Origin of the sequence: Pedobacter riviphilus, assembly GCF_014692875.1 — a bacterium.
Taxonomy (GTDB): domain Bacteria; phylum Bacteroidota; class Bacteroidia; order Sphingobacteriales; family Sphingobacteriaceae; genus Pedobacter; species Pedobacter riviphilus.
Genome location: NZ_CP061171.1, coordinates 1178204 through 1198081, shown reverse-complemented (window position 1 = coordinate 1198081; position 19878 = coordinate 1178204). Strand labels below are relative to the sequence as shown.

General features: G+C 39.0%; 22 protein-coding genes. 8 read left to right on the top strand and 14 right to left on the bottom strand.

The features are described 5' to 3' along the window. The first annotated feature begins 12 nt into the window (after window positions 1–12). The 4 genes from H9N25_RS04990 (at window position 13) to H9N25_RS04975 (ending at window position 5564) form a co-directional block, all read left to right on the top strand. Window positions 13–3156, top strand: coding sequence for an efflux RND transporter permease subunit (locus H9N25_RS04990; RefSeq protein WP_190328145.1), 3144 nt, complete (start codon window positions 13–15; stop codon window positions 3154–3156). A gap of 98 nt (window positions 3157–3254) precedes the next feature. Further along, window positions 3255–4115: an SDR family NAD(P)-dependent oxidoreductase gene (locus tag H9N25_RS04985; RefSeq protein WP_190328144.1), complete on the top strand. Its 861-nt coding sequence runs from the start codon at window positions 3255–3257 to the stop codon at window positions 4113–4115. A gap of 65 nt (window positions 4116–4180) precedes the next feature. Further along, window positions 4181–5104, top strand: coding sequence for a helix-turn-helix domain-containing protein (locus H9N25_RS04980; protein ID WP_190328143.1), 924 nt, complete (start codon window positions 4181–4183; stop codon window positions 5102–5104). A gap of 61 nt (window positions 5105–5165) precedes the next feature. Continuing rightward, window positions 5166–5564, top strand: coding sequence for a hypothetical protein (locus H9N25_RS04975; RefSeq protein ID WP_190328142.1), 399 nt, complete (start codon window positions 5166–5168; stop codon window positions 5562–5564). Between the two features lie 363 nt (window positions 5565–5927). Here H9N25_RS04975 and H9N25_RS04970 read toward each other — a convergent pair whose 3' ends face one another. From H9N25_RS04970 to H9N25_RS04915, 12 genes are all read right to left on the bottom strand, one after another. Next, window positions 5928–7277, bottom strand: coding sequence for an alkaline phosphatase family protein (locus H9N25_RS04970; protein ID WP_190328141.1), 1350 nt, complete (start codon window positions 7275–7277; stop codon window positions 5928–5930). Window positions 7278–7280: 3 nt separating this feature from the next. Then, window positions 7281–8453: a metabolite traffic protein EboE gene (eboE, locus tag H9N25_RS04965; protein ID WP_190328140.1), complete on the bottom strand. Its 1173-nt coding sequence runs from the start codon at window positions 8451–8453 to the stop codon at window positions 7281–7283. A gap of 3 nt (window positions 8454–8456) precedes the next feature. Then, the gene (locus H9N25_RS04960; RefSeq protein WP_223833740.1) at window positions 8457–9626 is read right to left on the bottom strand and encodes a 3-dehydroquinate synthase; all 1170 of its coding nucleotides are present in this window, start codon (window positions 9624–9626) and stop codon (window positions 8457–8459) included. 21 nt (window positions 9627–9647) lie between these two features. Beyond that, the gene (gene eboC / locus H9N25_RS04955) at window positions 9648–10532 is read right to left on the bottom strand and encodes a UbiA-like protein EboC (RefSeq protein ID WP_223833589.1); all 885 of its coding nucleotides are present in this window, start codon (window positions 10530–10532) and stop codon (window positions 9648–9650) included. 5 nt (window positions 10533–10537) lie between these two features. After that, entirely contained in the window at window positions 10538–11524 is a 987-nt protein-coding gene (locus H9N25_RS04950; RefSeq protein WP_190328138.1) for a TatD family hydrolase, read from the bottom strand. Between the two features lie 26 nt (window positions 11525–11550). Then, complete coding sequence (locus H9N25_RS04945) at window positions 11551–12408, bottom strand: EboA domain-containing protein (protein WP_190328137.1); 858 nt, start codon at window positions 12406–12408, stop codon at window positions 11551–11553. Window positions 12409–12428: 20 nt separating this feature from the next. Next, a complete protein-coding gene (locus H9N25_RS04940; RefSeq protein ID WP_167293666.1) occupies window positions 12429–12809 on the bottom strand; it encodes a transmembrane 220 family protein in 381 nt (126 codons plus the stop codon). A 210-nt stretch (window positions 12810–13019) separates the two neighbouring features. Beyond that, complete coding sequence (locus H9N25_RS04935) at window positions 13020–13928, bottom strand: alpha/beta hydrolase (protein ID WP_190328136.1); 909 nt, start codon at window positions 13926–13928, stop codon at window positions 13020–13022. 73 nt (window positions 13929–14001) lie between these two features. Then, entirely contained in the window at window positions 14002–14562 is a 561-nt protein-coding gene (locus tag H9N25_RS04930) for a helix-turn-helix domain-containing protein (RefSeq protein WP_190328135.1), read from the bottom strand. Window positions 14563–14579: 17 nt separating this feature from the next. Further along, complete coding sequence (locus tag H9N25_RS04925; protein WP_190328134.1) at window positions 14580–14912, bottom strand: hypothetical protein; 333 nt, start codon at window positions 14910–14912, stop codon at window positions 14580–14582. A 76-nt stretch (window positions 14913–14988) separates the two neighbouring features. Next, on the bottom strand, window positions 14989–15414 hold the full coding sequence (locus tag H9N25_RS04920; RefSeq protein ID WP_167293663.1) for a DUF4345 domain-containing protein: 426 nt from the start codon (window positions 15412–15414) through the stop codon (window positions 14989–14991). Between the two features lie 50 nt (window positions 15415–15464). Beyond that, complete coding sequence (locus H9N25_RS04915; RefSeq protein ID WP_167293662.1) at window positions 15465–15989, bottom strand: Crp/Fnr family transcriptional regulator; 525 nt, start codon at window positions 15987–15989, stop codon at window positions 15465–15467. 182 nt (window positions 15990–16171) lie between these two features. Between H9N25_RS04915 and H9N25_RS04910 the strand changes: the two genes are divergently transcribed. Then, the gene (locus tag H9N25_RS04910; RefSeq protein ID WP_167293661.1) at window positions 16172–16600 is read left to right on the top strand and encodes a hypothetical protein; all 429 of its coding nucleotides are present in this window, start codon (window positions 16172–16174) and stop codon (window positions 16598–16600) included. A gap of 148 nt (window positions 16601–16748) precedes the next feature. Here H9N25_RS04910 and H9N25_RS24920 read toward each other — a convergent pair whose 3' ends face one another. Both H9N25_RS24920 and H9N25_RS24915 read right to left on the bottom strand, forming a co-directional pair. Continuing rightward, window positions 16749–17159 carry a LysR family substrate-binding domain-containing protein gene (locus H9N25_RS24920; RefSeq protein WP_255524571.1) on the bottom strand — a complete coding sequence of 137 codons (411 nt, stop codon included), beginning with the start codon at window positions 17157–17159 and terminating at the stop codon, window positions 16749–16751. Then, window positions 17089–17616, bottom strand: a complete 528-nt coding sequence (locus tag H9N25_RS24915; protein ID WP_255524570.1) for a LysR family transcriptional regulator — start codon at window positions 17614–17616, stop codon at window positions 17089–17091. Before H9N25_RS24915 ends, H9N25_RS24920 begins: the two co-directional genes overlap by 71 nt. A gap of 72 nt (window positions 17617–17688) precedes the next feature. On the opposite strand from H9N25_RS24915, the gene H9N25_RS04900 reads away from it, so the two are divergent. From H9N25_RS04900 to H9N25_RS04890, 3 genes are all read left to right on the top strand, one after another. Continuing rightward, the gene (locus tag H9N25_RS04900; RefSeq protein WP_190328133.1) at window positions 17689–18234 is read left to right on the top strand and encodes a GNAT family N-acetyltransferase; all 546 of its coding nucleotides are present in this window, start codon (window positions 17689–17691) and stop codon (window positions 18232–18234) included. After that, window positions 18234–19136: a DMT family transporter gene (locus H9N25_RS04895; protein WP_190328132.1), complete on the top strand. Its 903-nt coding sequence runs from the start codon at window positions 18234–18236 to the stop codon at window positions 19134–19136. Before H9N25_RS04900 ends, H9N25_RS04895 begins: the two co-directional genes overlap by 1 nt. 140 nt (window positions 19137–19276) lie before the next feature. Continuing rightward, window positions 19277–19852 carry a Crp/Fnr family transcriptional regulator gene (locus H9N25_RS04890; RefSeq protein WP_167293657.1) on the top strand — a complete coding sequence of 192 codons (576 nt, stop codon included), beginning with the start codon at window positions 19277–19279 and terminating at the stop codon, window positions 19850–19852. Window positions 19853–19878 lie beyond the last annotated feature (26 nt).

Here is a 19878-nt window from a genome sequence, read left to right as displayed (position 1 = left end):
AGATTATACATCATGAATAAATTCATTAAAGGCGTCATCGGCTTTGCGCTAAAGAATAAGTATTTTATCTTTTTTGCTACTTTTATTTTAATCCTGTCAGGTTATTTAAGCTTTAAACACACTGCCATTGATGCATTTCCTGATGTAACCAATACCAACATCACCATTATTACCCAATGGCCGGGCCGGAGCGCCGAAGAGGTAGAAAAGTTTGTGAGCAGATCGCTCGAAATTGCCATGAACCCAACCGAAAAACGCACCAGTATCCGCTCTTCGTCGTTATTTGGACTTTCTATCGTAAAAGTAAATTTCGAGGATGATGTAAATTATGCTGAAGCCCGGGTACAGGTAAATAATCACCTTGATGAGGCTAATTTGCCCGAAGGGATCAAGCCAGAGGTACAACCACCTTATGGCCCTACAGGTGAGATATTCCGTTACACACTTACAAGTGATACAAAATCTGTCCGCGAATTAAAAACGCTTCAGGATTGGGTAATACAAAGGGAGCTTTTATCTGTTTCTGGCATTGCCGATGTAGTAAGTTTTGGTGGTGAGGTAAAAACCTATCAAATTACCGTCGATCCACAAAAGGCTATCCAGTATGGCGTAAGTGCAACCGAGCTTTTCGAGGCGGTATCTAAAAGCAATATCAATGTGGGTGGCGATGTGATTGTGCAAAGCGGCCAGGCTTATGTAGTACGTGGTATCGGTGTGCTCAACAATATTGATGAAATCAGGAATGTGGTGGTAGATAATGTTAATGGCACTCCCATATATGTTAAAACCATTGCTGAAGTAGCAGAGTCGGCTTTACCAAGGCTGGGGCAAGTTGGTCGTGATCAGGATCCTGATGTAATAGAAGGCATTATCGTGATGAGAAAGGGTGGCAATCCGAGTGAGGTAATTACCAGATTGAAAGAAAAGATAAATACGATCAATAACAGCATATTACCAAAAGATGTAAAAATAAAGCCTTTCTACGATCGCGAAGACCTGGTAAACTATTCTGTACATACCGTAATGGGCAATATGCTTGAAGGGATATTGTTTGTAACCTTAATCGTGTTCCTATTTATGGCCGATTGGCGTACCACCTTAATTGTTTCGGTTGTTATTCCATTGGCCCTGCTCTTTGCATTTATCTGCCTTAAACTAAAAGGCATGTCAGCCAATCTGCTATCTATGGGGGCTATCGATTTCGGAATCATTATAGATGGTGCTGTAGTAATGGTTGAAGGGATTTTTGTAACCTTAGATTTAAGGGCAAAAAAACTGGGAATGGATAGGTTTAACAAAATGAGTAAACTTGGCTTCATTAAAAAGGCTTGCGTAGAAAACGGAAAGGGAATTTTATTTGCAAAGCTCATTATCATTACAGGTTTGCTGCCTATTTTCACTTTCGAAAAGGTAGAAGGTAAAATGTTCTCTCCCCTGGCATGGACATTAAGTTTTGCCTTATTAGGCGCCTTAATCTTAACCTTTACACTTGTACCTGCTATGGCCAGCGTACTCTTAAAAAAAGATGTAAAAGAGAAACATAATATCTTTTTGGAATGGATTACCAAAATGACCCTTAAATTTTACGACCTCTGCTTTAAAAAAAAGAAGCTCGTTTTTAGTATCTCTATTATTATATTGCTTTTAGGTGTTTTTAGCTTCAAGTTTTTGGGAACAGAATTTCTGCCCAGTTTAGATGAAGGCTCGATTTATGTCCGCGCTACTGGCCCATTGAGTATTTCTTTAAATGAAACTAAAAAGCTTTCGAATGAGATGAGAAAAATATTTTTAAGCTTTGAAGAAGTTAAACAGGTAATGTCGCAAACTGGCAGACCCAATGATGGAACAGATGCTACAGGCTTTTACAACATGGAGTTTCACGTTGATATTTACCCCCGTAAAGAATGGAAACGCAAGCAAACCAAAGAACAACTGATCCAGCGGATGCAGGAAAAACTAAAAAGCTTCCCTGGCATCAATCTTAATTTTTCGCAGCCCATTTCCGATAATGTAGAAGAAGCCGTATCGGGTGTAAAAGGCTCAATTGTAGTGAAGCTATTTGGCGAAAACTTCGATTACATTGAAAAAGAAGAGGAAAAGATAGAAAGCATCTTAAAAACGGTTGATGGTATTGAAGATTTGGGAATTCTAAGAAATCTTGGTCAGCCAGAATTACAGATTAACCTCGATCAGAAAAAAATGGCTTTATATGGGGTAAGCACAGCAGATGCTAATGCCGTAATCGAAATGGCCATTGGCGGAAAAGCTGCTACACAGATTTATGAAGGCGAACGAAAATTTGACCTGATTATCCGTTATCCCGAAGATTTTAGAAACGATGAGCATTCGATCGGTAAATTACGGGTTCCGACCATATCTGGCACTAATGTTCAATTGGGCGAAATTTCGAGCATCCGCAAAATTACAGGGCCTAGTATGATTTACCGCGATAGGCACAAACGTTACGGGGCCATTAAATTTTCGGTCAGGGGCCGCGATATGGGAAGCGTAATTGCCGAGGCACAGGAAAAAGTAAATGCAAAGATCAATCTGCAACCGGGATATACACTGGAATGGGCCGGAGATTTTGAAAATCAACAAAGGGCAATTACCAGGCTTATGCAGGCAGTTCCGGTGAGTTTATTACTCATATTTTTCATCTTATTTGTACTTTTCGGAAACATCAAAGATGCTTTATTGGTACTAAACAACGTTCCTTTTGCCATGATTGGTGGCATATTGGCGCTTTTGGTTGCAGGTGTAAACTTTAACATTTCAGCAGGAATTGGTTTTATCGCACTTTTTGGGATCTGTGTACAAAACGGGGTGCTGCTCATTACCCGTTTTAAAACCAACATCGCCGAACTGAAACACCACCCCAGCTGGACCTTTACCGATGCCATGCGTGCCGCGGTGACCAGTAGGTTTAGACCCGTATTAATGACAGCCCTAATGGCTGCCATTGGCTTAATGCCTGCTGCATTATCAACCGGAATAGGTTCGGAAGCATCAAAGCCATTGGCTATAGTGGTAATAGGCGGATTGATTACCGATACACTTTTTAACCTTTTCGTTTATCCGATTGTGTTTTATTGGTCGAACCGTAAAAAAGTGCAGAAAATGATACCAGAGAGAGGTACTACTTTAGTCCATTAATGTATTTTCTCATTTTGGCTACAAAAGCCCTCAATTAGGCTACAAATGAGCATCATACCTTGCCCACCTTTGAACCATCATTTATTCAGATAAAAATTATGGAATATCAACAGAAAAATAAGGGTAAAAATACCCAAACAGTTAATAAGGTCTGGTTTATTACAGGTGCATCTCGCGGATTTGGGCGTGTATGGGCAACAGCAGCCTTAGAACGTGGCGATAAGGTGGCAGCAACGGCAAGAAACCTATCGGACATTGCCGATCTTCAGGAAAAGTACAAAGAAAATGTATTGACCCTGGAACTTGATGTAACCAATTACGATCAGGTAGAAAAAACCGTTCAACAGGCGCACGAACATTTCGGGCGATTGGACGTTGTTTTAAATAATGCGGGTTATTCGCTTGTAGGTACTATTGAAGAAGCTACCATTAACCAGGTTAAAGCCATGTACAATACCAACATTTTTGGAGCAGTAGCTGTTATACAAGCTGCACTGCCGATATTACGCAAGCAGGGGTATGGCCACATTTTAGGTACATCCAGCAACCTTGGTCACGTAGTTTTACCGGTTATTGGGTATTATAGTTCATCAAAATGGGCATTTGAGGCTATTCACGAAAGCCTGGCTGCAGAGGTAAAATCGTTTGGGATCAAAGTAACCATTATCGAACCAGGCGCTTATGCCACCGAATTCGGAAGTCAGGCTTCTTTAAAGTTTGCAGACGGATTAGATGTATATGCCGACTTTAAAGCAAAGTTTTTTGAAGGTTTACAGCAATTGGAGAGAGGCAATCCGGAGGCAACACCGGAGGCCGTTTTCAAAATTGTTGATGCAGAGCACCCGCCTTTACGCTTTTTCCTGGGTAGCCATAACCTGCCATGGATACGTACAGCATACGCAGAGCGAATGGCAACCTGGGAGGAATGGGAAACCGTATCGAATGCAGCGCAGGGTTAATTAATCAGAAATCAACCATATAACCGATTAACACAGGCTAATCGGTTATATTTGTACACATCAATATGAAAAAGGTAGAGAATAATCCCTATAAATTCAGCTCGTTAACAGAAGCACACCGGATGTTGGGCCTGCCCCAGCCTAAACACCCCTTGATCAGCTTGATCAACAATGAAGATCATCCGGTTGAAATGAACGGGCAGCCTAATTCGCATATCCTAAATTTTTATAAGATTTCGTATAAACCAAAATTAAGTGGCAGGCTAAAATATGGTCAGAGTTATTATGATTTTGATGAAGGTGGTTTATTATTTGCTGCGCCCAACCAGATTATTGGTCATGAAGAGGATTTAAGCTCAAGTGTTTGCTCCTTATTTACTTTATTGATCCATCCCGATTTTTTACTGTCTTATCCAATAGCAAAAAAAATCAAAAGTTATGGTTTCTTTTCATACGCAGCCAACGAGGCATTGCACCTATCGGAAAAAGAAAAAAACACTATTATTGCTATTTTTAAGAATATTGAGGAAGAACTGAACAGCAGGATTGACGATTTTAGCCAGGATGTGATCATCACGCAGATCGAACTGTTGTTAAATTACAGCAACCGCTTTTACAAACGGCAGTTTATTACGCGCAAGGTATTAAACAATGGCCTTTTGCAAAAACTCGAAGAATTGTTAGAGGAATATTTTAACAATAAAGTAACCATGCTTAAAGGCTTACCAACGGTACAGTACCTTTCCGATCATTTAAATGTTTCCCCAAGTTATTTAAGCGATCTACTCCGTTCGCTAACCGGACAGAATGCACAACAGCATATCCACCAGAAACTGATCGAAAAAGCAAAAGAAAAATTATCAGGCACCAATTTATCAGTGAGCGAAGTGGCATATGAACTGGGCTTTGAACACCCACAATCATTTAATAAATTATTCAAAGCAAAAACGAAGGTATCGCCATTGGCATTTAGAAAAATGTTTAATTAAAAGACAATTCCAATGTAGCGTTTGGATTCTCTGCACCGTATAAGCTGTAAATTAAAGCTTTATGAAAAAGATAGTATTACTCATCCTGGCTACAACAGGTCTTTTGTATATATCATGCAAGAAAACCGATAAAGGTATTGATGGACCTGGTGAAGTTTATGGTAAATGGAAACTCATCGAAACGATGCAGGATCCCGGTGATGGAAGTGGCAGATATAAAAAGGTAACCGGCGAGGCCAAATACCTTATTCTAAACAAATCGGCAGACAAAGCCGGTAAATTTGAAGGTGATGCCATCCCGGATTTATATGCATTCAAGATTTTGGATAGCATAAGAATGGAGGTTTACAGCAATACTTATAAAATGCCATTGACTTATTATTACAAAGTTTCGGCAAAATCGCTGCTGCTTAATCCGCCCTGTATTGAAGGTTGCGGCTATAGGTTTGTACGGGAGTAATAATAATCTTGTAACCTCATTTCGATTATTAATATTCTTTTAAAGGTATACTGAAGACATTTTTCGTTCATAACCGTCACCCTGAATTTATTTCAGGGTCTATTTAGCAGTAAAGATGCTGACCACGAAGTAGCTATTAGGCCTTTGAAACGATAAAAACTGCTAATAAAATAAATTCAGCATGACGATCGCGCTAGTTTCACGAGCTTAAAATTAGTCAGTATGAATAAATTAATCGAACTGAAGTCTGTAGATAAACTCTTAAAAAGCTTAATTTATTTGAACTTGAACTCAACAAGATACTTCTTAAATGCGATCATCCTGCTGATCCGATAACCATCAGATCAGTAGAACGGCTATTTTTTAAACAGTTAAACTATCCCAAATCACCTGATAAACATCTGGTGCCTTTAAGGTTTTATCAATTGCTTTTGAAGTAACCAGAACAGGTTTAAACCGATCAGCTACTTTAATGCTACCGTGCGATCCTTTAACCAAAGTGGCATCAAGCGGAATTACATCCATTACGTAACGGAAACCGGCTTTTTTCCTTAAAAGTTTATACCCTGCCCTCAATTTAGAGGTCATGAACATTTCTACGGGATCGTAACCCGGTTTTTTATGAATATCAACTACCCGCGCATAATCTGGCGCTTTAGCATCATCCAGCCAAAAATAATAGGTAAACCAGCTGTTTTCTTTGGCAACCAGTACCAAATCGCCCGAACGGTCATGATTAATGTGATATTTCTCCTGTTCTGTTTTATCGAGAACCAACTCAATATCAGGTACACTTTTCAATAAAGCCTTTACCTGTTCAGTTACACTTTTATCATTAATGTAAACATGTGCTACCTGGTGGTCGGCTACTACAAACGCCTTTGAAGCACCCGGATCGAGCAGCTCTAAGCCTCTTTCTTCACGGATCTGGATTAATCCGTTTTCCCTGAACAAACGGTTAAGGTGAATTGGCTTGTTTACAGGCGCAATACCATATTCAGAAAGTAAAATAATGCGTGCACCCCTGCCTTCATAAAAACGCACCAATTCTTCTACCACCTGATCGATTTCTTTTAGCTCCGTACTGATTTTATCTAGCTCAGGACCAAACTTTTGCAGGCAATAGTCTAAATGGGGCAAATAAATTAAGGTTAGCGTAGGATTGTACAGCTTTTCAGTTTCCATTGAGGCATCTGCAATCCATCTCGTTGATTTAATATTTGCACCAGGCCCCCAGAACTGAAACAAAGGAAACTGTCCCAGTTTAGCCTGTAAATGGTCGCGCAGTTCGGCCGGCTGCGAATAACAATCGGGTAATTTACGCCCATCGGCCAGGTAATTCGGGCGTGGTGTTACCGAATAATCAACCGTAGAGTACATGTTGTACCACCAGAACATATTGGCACAGGTAAAGTTTGGATCTTCTTTTTTGGCCAGGTCCCATATTTTTTCTGCATTTACCAGTTTGTTAGACTGCTTCCAGAATTTAATTTCAGCATCGGCATGATCGTACCATCCATTCCCTACAATACCGTTTTCTGATGGATATTTACCTGTAAGATAACTCGACTGTACCGAAGTGGTAACCGCCGGCAACAAGGGTTCGATGGTGTTGAAGTGGTTTTCAGAAATATATTTTTGGATAAAAGGCGTATGCGCTCCTATTACGGATGAAGATAGGCCTACTATGTCAATAACAACGGTTTTATGCATAATCTACTGTTCTAATAATGTTTTTACCCAGGCCAGTTCCCTGATGATGGAATCGTTTAAAGGCGCTTTCAAAGCTGTTGGTAAAACCTCCCAGGTATAAGTTTCTACTTCCAAATGAGTAGTAAAAGGGCTATTTTTTTGCAAGTTTAGTACCTCGATAATGTCTGACTGTGTAGATTGGATTAAGCCCATATCTTCAACAAAAATAGGTACATGGAAATGTGCGCGCCACTCCTGTACCGCCAGATTTTCGCCTTCAGCCATTGCATCTTCAAGATCGGGATAGCGCAATAGCGATCCATCATCTTTTCTTGCTATTACCTGATGAAGATAAGTAGGTTCATCAAAGCGGCCGAGCTGATCCAATACCGCGGCTCTTTCCGAAACAGATGCTGGCAATTTAGCTTTTAGCGCAGCACTGATCTGGATTTTCCCAATTTTAATGCCTTTCTCTTGCAATTCGTTGATAATGGCTGTATGCGGTTCGTAACCGATTGCGAAATGACAAACATCATAACACAAACGGATGTGATTTTTGATCAGGTTTTCATCATTCCCGACAGGTAAAAGTACATTTTCGTACCAATCAATAAATTCTGCACCAGATTCAAGAAAACCATCAGGTTCGGGTTCAATATCCAAATGGATCACCTTGCCGCTTTGGCGCTGTATGTGATTTAACCCCTCGGCAACCTTCATCATATTGGCAGTTGCTCTGGCAGTGGCATTTTTTCTTGCCTCGGCATTTGTAAACCAGGGCTTATAACTTAATGGCGAGGTTGAAATGCCCCCATCCATATCGTCAGGAAGCAATTGTGAAAGGATTTTGGCCAAGCGGAGTGTATATTCAACGCGATCTTCCGTTGTCCAATCGGGTGCATGTACCTGATCTTTAACCCTGGTATGATGAAAACCGCCATATGGAAATCCATTCATGGTGAAAACATATCCACCTTCCTGCTCCAGCCATTGCTTAAACGATTCCAGATGATGATCTTCCAACAATTCGATACTGGCGAGATTGGAAAGACGTAAACCGATGCCCATCGGTGCATTAGGCGACAGTTGCGCTTTCAATACCGGAAAACTAGCCTTCAGCACAGCAAAATGTGCCATCCAGTTTTCGCCTGCATAAATATTGGTACAGAAGGTTAAATGGCCAGAAGTTAATTTCATAGCTTAATGTTGAATAATAGCGGTTTGGTTATTTAAATTTTCTGCTGCTTGTTTTAAAATATTGGCATCAATTTCATGCACTTCCTCGCCACTGCCCAGGCCCGTAAGTAAAGTGATGGTTAGCTCGCCGCCAAGATGTTCCCTAAATTCTTCCAGTCCCTGCAAAATTGGGCTATTGCCTTCGCTAACCTGTAACAATGGATGTGTTAACTCGAAGCCAAGTTGCTGAATCAGGTTGATTACCCTTTGAGCATCTTCTGCACTGATCCTGTCCGATAAATTGGAATATACGGTATCTAAGGCAATACCCATGGCAACAGCTTCGCCATGCCTCACTTCGAAATTGGTTAAGTATTCTAGTTTATGTGCACTCCAATGGCCAAAATCCAACGGTCGGGCCGAACCATTTTCAAAAGGATCGGCACTGCGGATATGCTCCATGTGGAGTTTTGCGCATTTCCAAATCTGGTAGTTCATGGCTGTGGTATCCCGATTTGCAAGCGCAATGGCATTCACTTCCAGCCACTCAAAAAATTGGCGGTCTTTAATCAGCGCCACTTTAATTGCTTCGGCGATACCTGATCGCCAATCACGATCGGATAAAGTACTTAAAAAGATTTCATCATTAAAAACAGCAACAGGTGGCGAAAAAGTGCCCAAAAAGTTCTTTTTATTAAAATAATTGATTCCGTTTTTTACCCCAACACCCGAATCGTTCTGTGAAAGCACAGTACTTGGAATTCTGATGTGTTTAATACCGCGATGTGCAACCGTTGCTGCATAACCTACCATATCGAGTACTGCACCGCCACCTATTGCAGCAACAAACGAATGCCTGTCGATACCATGAATATGGATGGCTTCCAATACCTGATCAAAATATTTAGTGTCGTTTTTCACTTGTTCTCCCCCAGGAATAACTAAGATATCCTGAACGAGCTCCGTTTGAGGGTATTTTGCAAAATAGGTTTTAATCTGGTTATTAAGCTCTTTGTGTGCATTTGCTACACCTTCATCTATTACAAACAAAATCTTCTTTACTGCAACAGCCGGATTTAGGTTAACTAAAAAACTGTTTAACAGTTCGTTTTCAGGCAAAAAAAGCGATGAAGTAAAGAAAACATTATAATTATATTGTACGGTAAAGGATTGATGTAAATGTTCCATATCAATTTGAGAATGTGTGTTTGATGGTTAAGTAACGGCGAATAATTTAGAGAGCCAAATGGATAACGGCAATAAAGCCGCAATGATAAAAGCCAAAATCAGGGCATCGAAAGTTACAGCCCAGGCTGCATCCATCAAAATAAGTGAAATGACGCCGGCTTTTACCGCCCCGCCGATATTTTTACCAATAGGCTCTTTTATGGCTTTTAAAAGTGGCCTGAAAATCATAAAAGTAAAAGGAACCAGAAACAGCAGCGACCACAGCAACCTATCGTTTACAAAAGCAAAATAAGCAATAGCGCAGATCACAATTGCATACAGAAAGGCGGCCAGATATAAGTTTTTAGCATGGCCTCCATGAACTTCGCCACGGCTGGTCATCGTAATGGAGAAGATATAAATTACAGGAATAATGGCTAAATAATAATGACTGTATAGCATTTCTGGCACAATACTCAAGCCCAGCAGCAGGTTAAATCCACGGCATAAGCCCATATTCAACGGTCCGAAAAAAGAATGGTGTTTACCAAATTTATTATAAAGCAAAGCGAAAACGGCCACCAGAAGTGCCAATAACCCCGATGTTAAACTATTTAATGCAGCCAAAGCAATTCCGGCAAAGAGCAACAAACTTCCCAAAGTAGTTGCACGCTGTAAACTGATTGCGCCACTCGGAATAGCCCGCTCCGGGCGCTCTATTTTATCCAGATCAGCATCAAAAACATCGTTAAAAACGATTCCTCCTCCATATAAACAGGCTGTTGATGCGGCTAAAAATACAATGGGCAACCATGGAATAGAAAATCCATTGCTTAAAATTCCAGAAATGGCAATTCCTGCCAAAATATCGGCTACTGATGTTACAATATTGGCAGGGCGCATCATGCGCAGATAAACAATTACTTTTTTCAATGCTTTTAGCTGATGATGATAGACGATTTATCTGTTCTTGGTTGCTGTCCGCCCCGTAAAATGGTGTTACCTTCAAATTTTTCGGTAAGGTCTACATTTTTTTGTGCGTCGAAATCGGCTTCATCCAGCTGTCCGCTCTGTGCAAATGCAGTAATCGCATTACGGTAAGTAACCAGTTCAATATCCTGATCGCTTAAACCACGCATTTTCATTAAAGCAGCGGTTTTTGGTACTGCCAAAGGATCGCTGATGCCCCAATCAGCAGCTGAATTAACCATAATACGTTCTGCGCCGTATTGTTTTACAATTTCTACCATGCGCTCGTTACCCATTTTAGTAAACGGATAAATGGTAAAAGCAGCCCAAAAGCCTCTATCTAATACCTCTTTTACCGTCTCTTCATTATTATGGTCGATAATTACGCTATAAGGATCGAGGCCATGTTCCAAAGCAATATCCATACTCCGCTGGGTACCTTTTTTCTTATCGCGGTGTGGCGTGTGCACCTGTACGGGTAAACCTGCTTCTTTAGCAAGCTGAAGTTGTAATCTGTAATATTTTTCTTCAGCCGCAGTTTGATCGTCGAAGCCGATTTCGCCCACGCCAACTACACCTTCTTTATAGATAAACAAAGGCAGTATTTCCATTACCTGCTCTGCCAGGCTTTCATTATTGGCCTCTCTTGAGTTAAGTCCGATGGTACAATAATGTTTAATGCCAAATTGAGAAGAACGGAAACGCTCCCAGCCGATCAGGCTACTATAGTAATCTCTAAAACTATCCAAGCCAGTACGCGGCTGCCCCAACCAAAATGCAGGTTCTATCAAAGCAACAACTCCTGCATCGGCCATCGCCTGGTAATCGTCTGTTGTTCTCGAAGTCATGTGAACATGTGGGTCGAAGAATTTCATCCCCTTTACAGCACTAATATCGAACGCTTCAGGCGCTCCCATCAATGCTTTATCTCTTTCAATTGAACTACTGCAACACATATATTTCTGTTTTGAATTTCTAATAGTTAAAATGAATCCCAGTTTAAGTTCCCTTCTGAAAGGGCCAACTTAAGTTCAGGAAAAGTGTTAATATAATCTTTTGCCGGTTGATAATCAGACTGAGAAACAGCGAGCGCAATGGCGCGTTGTTCAATTTGATCGTAACGCTGTAAACCAACTTTAAGGTTGTCAAAAATCTCGGCATTGATAAATTTACCAACCAGACGCCAGAGCTGTGGATTTACTTTTCGCCCTGCAGCCCAGCGTTCTTTTGCATAATCTATCAATGTTAATGCAAGATCAAGATTTGCTCTTTTATCTAAACCAATAATGAGGTTGATATTTTTCTCCGTAAAAAAAGCTTTCAGCACCAGTTGATTCCAGGCGGCTTCATCCAGATTTTCTGAAGGATAAGGGTTGTTTTCCATAATCGCCTCCAAAACCGATCCGATATTACTCCTGATTCCTTCAGCACAACGCTTTACCCAAATTTCAGGATGAGCTAAAAATGGCAATGCCGAATACAGGGCTACAGCTTCGTTCACCTCTGCTGACAGGAATAAAGGATTAATGGTTGAAAATAATCGTTCTTTATCTCCCAAATCAAAACCTGCCAATAACCACACTCGACTAAGCCTGTCTATGGTCCAGTTACGGATATACCCAAAGCCTGCTGCATGGAGTACTTCTTGCTGATCATTGTTAATTGCAACCGGTAATTTGCCCGTTTTACGTGGCAGCATTACAAATACTTTGGCTAACTGTGCCGATTTATCCGTAGATTGTATAAAATCTTCCAGCCACTTTTCAGCCTCTACACTGATATTATTTTTAACAGTAGACGCTATTATTTCCTTTACCGCCTTCATATGATCATCTCTCATAATAAATTGTCTAATGGCACTTAAGCGGTAATACCTGCAGAGACAAAATAATTAATCAATAATGCACCTGCAATAATCAATAGACCAAAAAATTCTCGTGTTTGCTCAATATAAGGTTTAGTGGCCTGCATGCTTTGCACAAGGCTCTCGCGCCTGTATTTGGTAATCCAATCTCGTACGCCATCTTTTGCGAAGAACAGGATTACAGCATAAATTAAATAAAAAGCGGTTAAAAACAGATAAGCAAAAGGGTAAAATTTACCTGCTGCAGCCAATCCACAGCATATTGCAGCACTGAGGTAGATAGACACCCAAAGGAAAGCATCGTTATCATTTAAATTTACATAAGCAAAGCCTAAAAACGAGATGCAAAAAATAATGTTGAGAATAATTAAAAGCATTTTAAATTATTTGGTTTAAAAAAGATAAATCGATTTCTCGATTTTTTCATTGAAAAACAAAGTTATTTAAACTGAATGCTTTTTTTGCCTAAAAAATGTAAATTATATACTGCTATAAAAGTTTTTTTTTGATTAAAAGTGGCTGGTATAAAATTCAAAACACAGCTGATTTTGAATGATGGAATCTCACTTTTCGAACCTCTTTGTTTATCAATCGGCAGGTACAAAACCGTTTTTTATCATCCATTTGTAGCAGCTTACAAACCAGCTATCTTTATTTTCTTCATCATAAATACCAAAACCATGGCCACCTGTTTGCAGTATATGCATTTCACTTTTAACCTTTGCTTTTTGCAATGCATCGAAAAACTGCAGGCTATTTTTCACCGGGATTACATCATCATCAGCCGCGTGGACCAAAAACGTTGGCGGTGTAGCCTGACTTACAGACTTATTGGTGCTGTATAATCCCAAAGTTTGAGGAGTAGGCTTTTTTCCTATTAAATTTTCCCTGGTGCGGGGTATATCCGGATCATAAATAATAACAGGATAAAGCAAAATCATAAAATCGGGCCTGAGCGATGTATTTTCTTTATTATCGATCACTACCCTGTTCAACTGGGTACCCGCTGTTGAGACCAAATGTCCTCCTGCCGATAGTCCCATCATCCCTATCTTGTTTGGGTTTATATTCCATTCTCCCGCTCTCATACGCACCATTTTAATCGCCGTTTGGGCATCTTGCAACGGACCAATCGTTTTGTCATTCATAATTTTATCGCTGGGCAACCGGTATTTCACAACAAAGGCAGCTACCCCCAGTGTATTAAATGCCTTAGCAATTTCAATGCATTTTTTTGGAGCAAGAACAAAATAACCACCACCAGCAAAAATGATTACGGCTGTTCCATTGGCTTTGTTTTTATTCGGGAGATAGGCCTGCATGGTGGGCATGCTTACATTTTTAATTAGCCCACTGCTGTCAGTTTCCTCTATGTAATCTGCAGGAGTTTTCTTTGCATTTGGCACCTGGCCCTGGTAAAGTGGAATAGTAAGATCCTGGGCATAACAAAATGAGGAGGATAAAATATAAAAGAAAAAAATAAAGGCGCGGTTCATGTAAAGGGCTTGAATTTTTAACTGCTTAAAATTACGCTCTATTTAACAGGAAACATGTGCAAAAATGCGCTATTTATCGATGCATTTTTCTGTACATTAAAGGTTGCAGACCATATGCAGATTTAAAGGCCCTGCAAAAAGCACTCTCATTTTCAAATCCACTGCCCCAGGTTATTTCATGGATGGGTTTATCTGTGTTTTTAAGTAAATCTACAGCTTGTTTAAGTTTTAACTGAATCAGGTATTGATGTGGCGTAACCTTAAATACAGATTTAAACTGCCTGATGAGCTGGGGAACTGATAAACAAGCAATACTACCCAGTAATTTTAAATCGGGCTTCTCCATAAAAGTTGAATGAAGAAAATCCTTCGCAATACATAAACGCTTGTAAATTTCGATTTTTGAACTTGGCTTTATGGCCGCAACCCCTGATATTTTTTCCGTATCAGATTTGAGGGTACTAATCAGGTACCTAAGTAAAAAAAACAGTTGTTCTTCAGCGCCATCATCATAGCCATTATTTTCGAGGCCTGAAACAAGCATTGCCAGTTGCAACTGTAATTCCGGACCGACATCATTCAATGTCTGAAAAAACTCCGGTTGTTCATTATTCCTATAAAATGGATTATCCAATAAATCCACTTCACTTTTTAAAGTATCCCGAAATACCTGCGCGGCAAAATCTTTCTGAAAAAAAACCGATAGCCCCTTACCTTATCGTGGCTATCGATCTTACAGGAATAATTCTGTTCATCATTTAAGATCAGGAACTGCCCCGGCCTGATGGCTAACCGGCGGTTATTTACCCCGTACCACTCCTCTCCCTTTAATATTGTTTTGAAAGAAAGGCAACCTACATGATCATCGCAAAAACTATAACTGCTAACAGTATTAAAAACAACGTTTTGCATTTTAAACCGTCTAAAATGAAGATCCTGATCAAAATCAGGGTTGGAATGATCTGGCAATGAAGTTAAATACATCTACTGATAATATTTTTTCGATTAAGATTAACACAAGATAATAACTGTTGCATTAAAACGATCATTTTTGAGCAAGTTATTGCTGTGAAACACTTGTTTCTTTCTTGATTCTGGCATGTAAAAGCAGCAGTACCAAAGCTAAAATACCAAAAATTGATTCAATGATTAACCATTGCGAACCGAAACTACCCAAAGGTCCATCAACCCAAATTGTGATCAACCTGGAAATGGAATAGGCAGTCCAAAAAAGCAAAAGAAAAAAAAGAGCCTTCCAGATATCATTCAACAAAAGGTAAATCAGCAAAAAGGTAATCAGCAAACCAACTCCTCCATATATTCCCCTTATAGAGCTTATAGCATCTGTATTGGGCAATTGGATAGATACTAAATCCATCGTTGCTTGCGGATTCCAAATGGATGAAATACTAACATAAGATAAACTCAGGATAGAAAAAACGATGTAAACCTGGCTACTGGTTTTAATAATTTTTTGTGCATTCATAATCAATATTTTTTATCGGTAATGATGCAAAGATGTTTGGTTTTTTATAATTAAATCTTGACCGAAGTCAAGGTTTTTTTTAAACGCGATAGTGTTTCGGCGCTCATTCTTAAATAATTTGCAATGTGTTTAAGTGGAATCTGCTGAAAAAGCTGTGGGCTCCTGCTTAAAACCCGGTTGTATCGCTCTATTGGCGAGCTTGTTAAAATATCGATTTCACGTCCAAGCTGCTGAACAACAAGATTTTCTAAAATTTTTATCCAAAGGAGCTGATTCTTTTCAATTTTCAAAAAATTATCAATCTGTTGCCTCGTTATAACCCTTATTACAGTTTTTTTAATGGCCTGGATGAAATAATTTGAGGGTTTACCGGTTAAAAAAGAATCCATCGAAACAATTAAATTATCCTGGTAACCAAATCTGATCACTTGCTCTTCATCATTATCCAAAACAAATAATCGTAAACTGCCACTTTCGATATAATACACATTTGTATCGATACTTCCTTTTACGCTTAAAAATTCATTTCTATTAATGGTAATGGTTTTCACCGAAAGTTCAACAAATTCTTTCATTTTATTTTGTATGCATGCTATTTAACAGCATGATTATTTTTTACCGGCAATTTAAAAATCGTTTGTATTATGCTGGCAATCCTACTAGGTGAATGCTATAATTGAGCATTTCTGCACATACTTAGAAAAATACACATGATAATTTTGATCAGTTTAAAACAGAAATATTAAAAAATCAATCCATGAAATCAATTAGTAAAAATTTATCATTATTGTTCTTTACATTAGCATTAACCCTCCTATTTTCCTGCAAGGGCAAAGATAAAGATGTTCCGTCAAATAATTCGGATGAAGCTGCCGCAGCTAGAGTTGCTGGCACCTATAAGGGAACAGTGGATATTACTTCAACCGAATATTTTAATGCAATTATCCAGGTTACAAAAGAGAATGGCAACAAAGTAAAGGTTACAGCAAAACCTGGTGAGCCTTATTCCAATGTAACATCAAAAATTTTCACCATAAAAGCAATACAGGGTTCAAATGATGCGGAGGCGATTGGGGCTCCAGAAGGAACATTGGTATACGGCCACGCAGCAAAAAATATCGTTATTGTTACCCTACCAACCGCATCGGGCGACATTTCGTTTAATTTCAGAGGCACAAAACAGTAAAAAACGAGATTTAAAGTCTATCTATGGCTTTCAAATAACCAGACAGCTTTATAAACAGGAAATAATCATAGGAGGCCGTAAAATGGAGATGGTATTATTGGAAAAATAATGTGTTAACGATAAAAGCACGGCATCATTGGTATTATCTCTAATGATCAAAAACAAGTTTTAGAATATTCGCAAGCACAGGATTATGATCATCGGCACGCCAATTAATCAATATATCGGTTTTAAAAGGTAAAGAGATAAACCGTACACCGGGACTTTGATGGTGCATATAAGAATCTGGCAAAATGGCTATTCCCAATCCTTTCCGTACGAGCGCAATAATAGTTGATCCAAATTCGGAATGTAGAAACACATCAGGAGCAAAATCATAAGATTTAAAAAGTGCCTGAATAATCTCGCTATAGCTACTACCCTCATCCTTGGTAGGCAGAATAAACTTCTGCACTTTAAGGCGCTCCGTAGATAAATCTTCAAATCTTTTAAAAGCATGTGCTAAGGGAACCACCAGAGCCAGGTGATCGGAATATATTTTTTTTTGATTTAATACCATGTTCACTGGTAATATCCCTCGTAATGGCCAGGTCTATCTTATAGTTCTTTAGAAAATCCAGTTGATTTTCATATAAAACCTGTACCAATTTAATTTGAAGCTGTGGAAATGCCTGCGTAATCTTAGCCAAAATATCGGGCATGATAGAAGCCGATATAGAATCAGGATGCGCAATGGTAATGGTTCCGCGCTCCCCTAAATGGATCTGTTTGGCAAACTGATGGATATATTCGAGTTCATTTAATTCGACTTCCCATTTCTCTCTTAAGAATTTACCTGCTGGGGTGAGCTTTACGTTACGTTTATTACGCTCGAAAAGCTGCAGGCCCAATTCATTTTCGAGCGACTGAATTTGGCGGGTGAGGGCTGACTGCGTAATATTTACCTTTTCTGCCGTTTTCCAATAATGAAGCTGCTCTGCCAGGGCCAAAAAATACTTGATTCGTTGAAGATCCATTAATGCAAAATACGCATTAATAAATGAAAAAATAGCATTTTATTACATTTAAAGAGTTATTACATTCGTACCATGGAGCAGATCATTATCGAAAGGACAACACTAGCTGATATCAAAAAATTACAGGAGATCGGGAGAACAACATTTTCTGAAGCTTTCGCAGCCGTAAACACTGAGGAGAATATGAAAGAGTACCTTGAAAAAGGCTTTTCTGAAGAAAAACTGACAGGAGAACTGAGCAATCAGGATTCTCAGTTTTATTTTGCGCTGCTTGATGGAAAAGTTATTGGCTATTTAAAGATCAACACAGGACAAGCGCAAACCGAAAAATTAAATCTTGATGCACTTGAAATTGAACGGATTTATATTCTGAAAGCATTTTACGGACAAAAAGTTGGTCAGCTACTTTATCAAAAAGCCATTGATATTGCGCACGAAATACGGGCCAGTTATGTATGGCTGGGCGTATGGGAAGAAAACTACAGGGCTTTAAGGTTTTATGAAAAAAATGGTTTTATAACTTTCAATAAGCATAAGTTTTGGCTTGGAGATGATGAACAAACAGATTTGATGATGAAAAAAGTGTTGGTTAACGAAAACGAATTAAAAGTATCCTAATGGAAAAAAGAAACCTCTTTTTAATTTTATTGATATTGGGTACCGCTTTCTGGGGCATTTCCTTTTCAGTTACCAAACTAGCTATTGGCCAGCACCAGCCAGTTCTGTTTTTATGCTATCGTTTTTTGCTCGCCACAATGGTTTTATCCGTTATCTTCTGGAAACATGTAAAGAAACTAGATTCAACAACAATTAAAACAGGTGCGGGTTTGGCTATTCCACTGGTATTGGGCATTTATTTACAAACACTGGGTATTACACATACCTCCGCATCGCAGTGTTCGTTTGTGGCAGGAATAACAGTTGTAATGATTCCAATCATTAAACTTATCATTTACCGAAAAACCGCAGCACTAAAAACATGGATTGCCGCTTTTACGGCATTAATTGGGCTTTTTGTAATATCGGTTACCGATAAACTCAGCATTGGAACCGGCGATTTATACACCATTATCGGTGCTTTTTGTTTCGCCATATATTTAATCCAGATTGAAAAGGAATCAACAGCGGGCAATATTATTCCTACGATTGTACCGATGTTTGCCACTTGTGCCATATTAACTTTCCTCTTAACGTTTATTCAGGGAAATCCTACCTGGATACCTCAACAAGAAACGTTTTGGATTGGCATTATTTTTTGTGCGTTGTTTTCAACGGCCTACATGTACACAATATCAAATATTTCTCAAAAGTACATTAGCGCCGAAAGGGTATCTATCATCTATCTTTTCGAACCCATATTCGGAGCATTCGCTGCACATTTTATTTTGGGAGAAGAAATTACATCAAGGTTATTGATTGGTGGTGGAATGATATTTTTGGCAACCCTTATTTCTGAACTTAAATGGAGAATGCCAAACCAATTTGCAATGCTTAAGATATTAAAAGAGAAAAAATATTAGGTCTAGCTTAACTCCTTTCAGTTAGCACATTCTTTTCCAAATGAAAAATTAACCTATCACTCAAACTGAAAGTGTTTGAATAAATATGTTTAATAAAACAGTTATGATATTCCAGGACTATATTTTTTTAAGTTTGTAGCATGCATAACCACCTTATTCAACTTATTGCACAAAATGTAAAAATTTCTGATTCGGAAAAAGACCTATGCATTCAATACTTCGAGCCTGTGTTATATCCGAAAAGCAGAATAGTTGAAGAGGAAGGAAAAATCCCGGCTTATCTCTATTTTGTTGTGTCGGGTTTTGTACGTTTATTTCATTACAATGATAAGGGCGATGAGGTAACAACACATATTAATTGCCCTCCGGGATTCATTACCTCATATTCTAATTTTGCAAACCAATATAAATCCGACGAAAACATGGAATGCATTACAGCGTGTGAGCTTTTACGTATTAGCAAAATTGATCTTGATTGGCTTGTACAACAAAGTCCTGCGTTTAAGGAATTTAGTTTTTTTGTATTTCAGCAATCTTTGTCTTACAATGAAAATCGTGCCAAGGAACTGGCCACCCTTAGTGCAGAACAACGGTATTTAAAACTGATGAATGAACACCCCGAAGTGCTACAAAATGTGCCGATGCAGTATATCGCTTCTTTTCTGGGAATGAACGCAAAAAGTTTAAGCCGTATCCGAAAACAAATCATTAAGTAACATTTGTGAAGTGATTTTAAATGGGC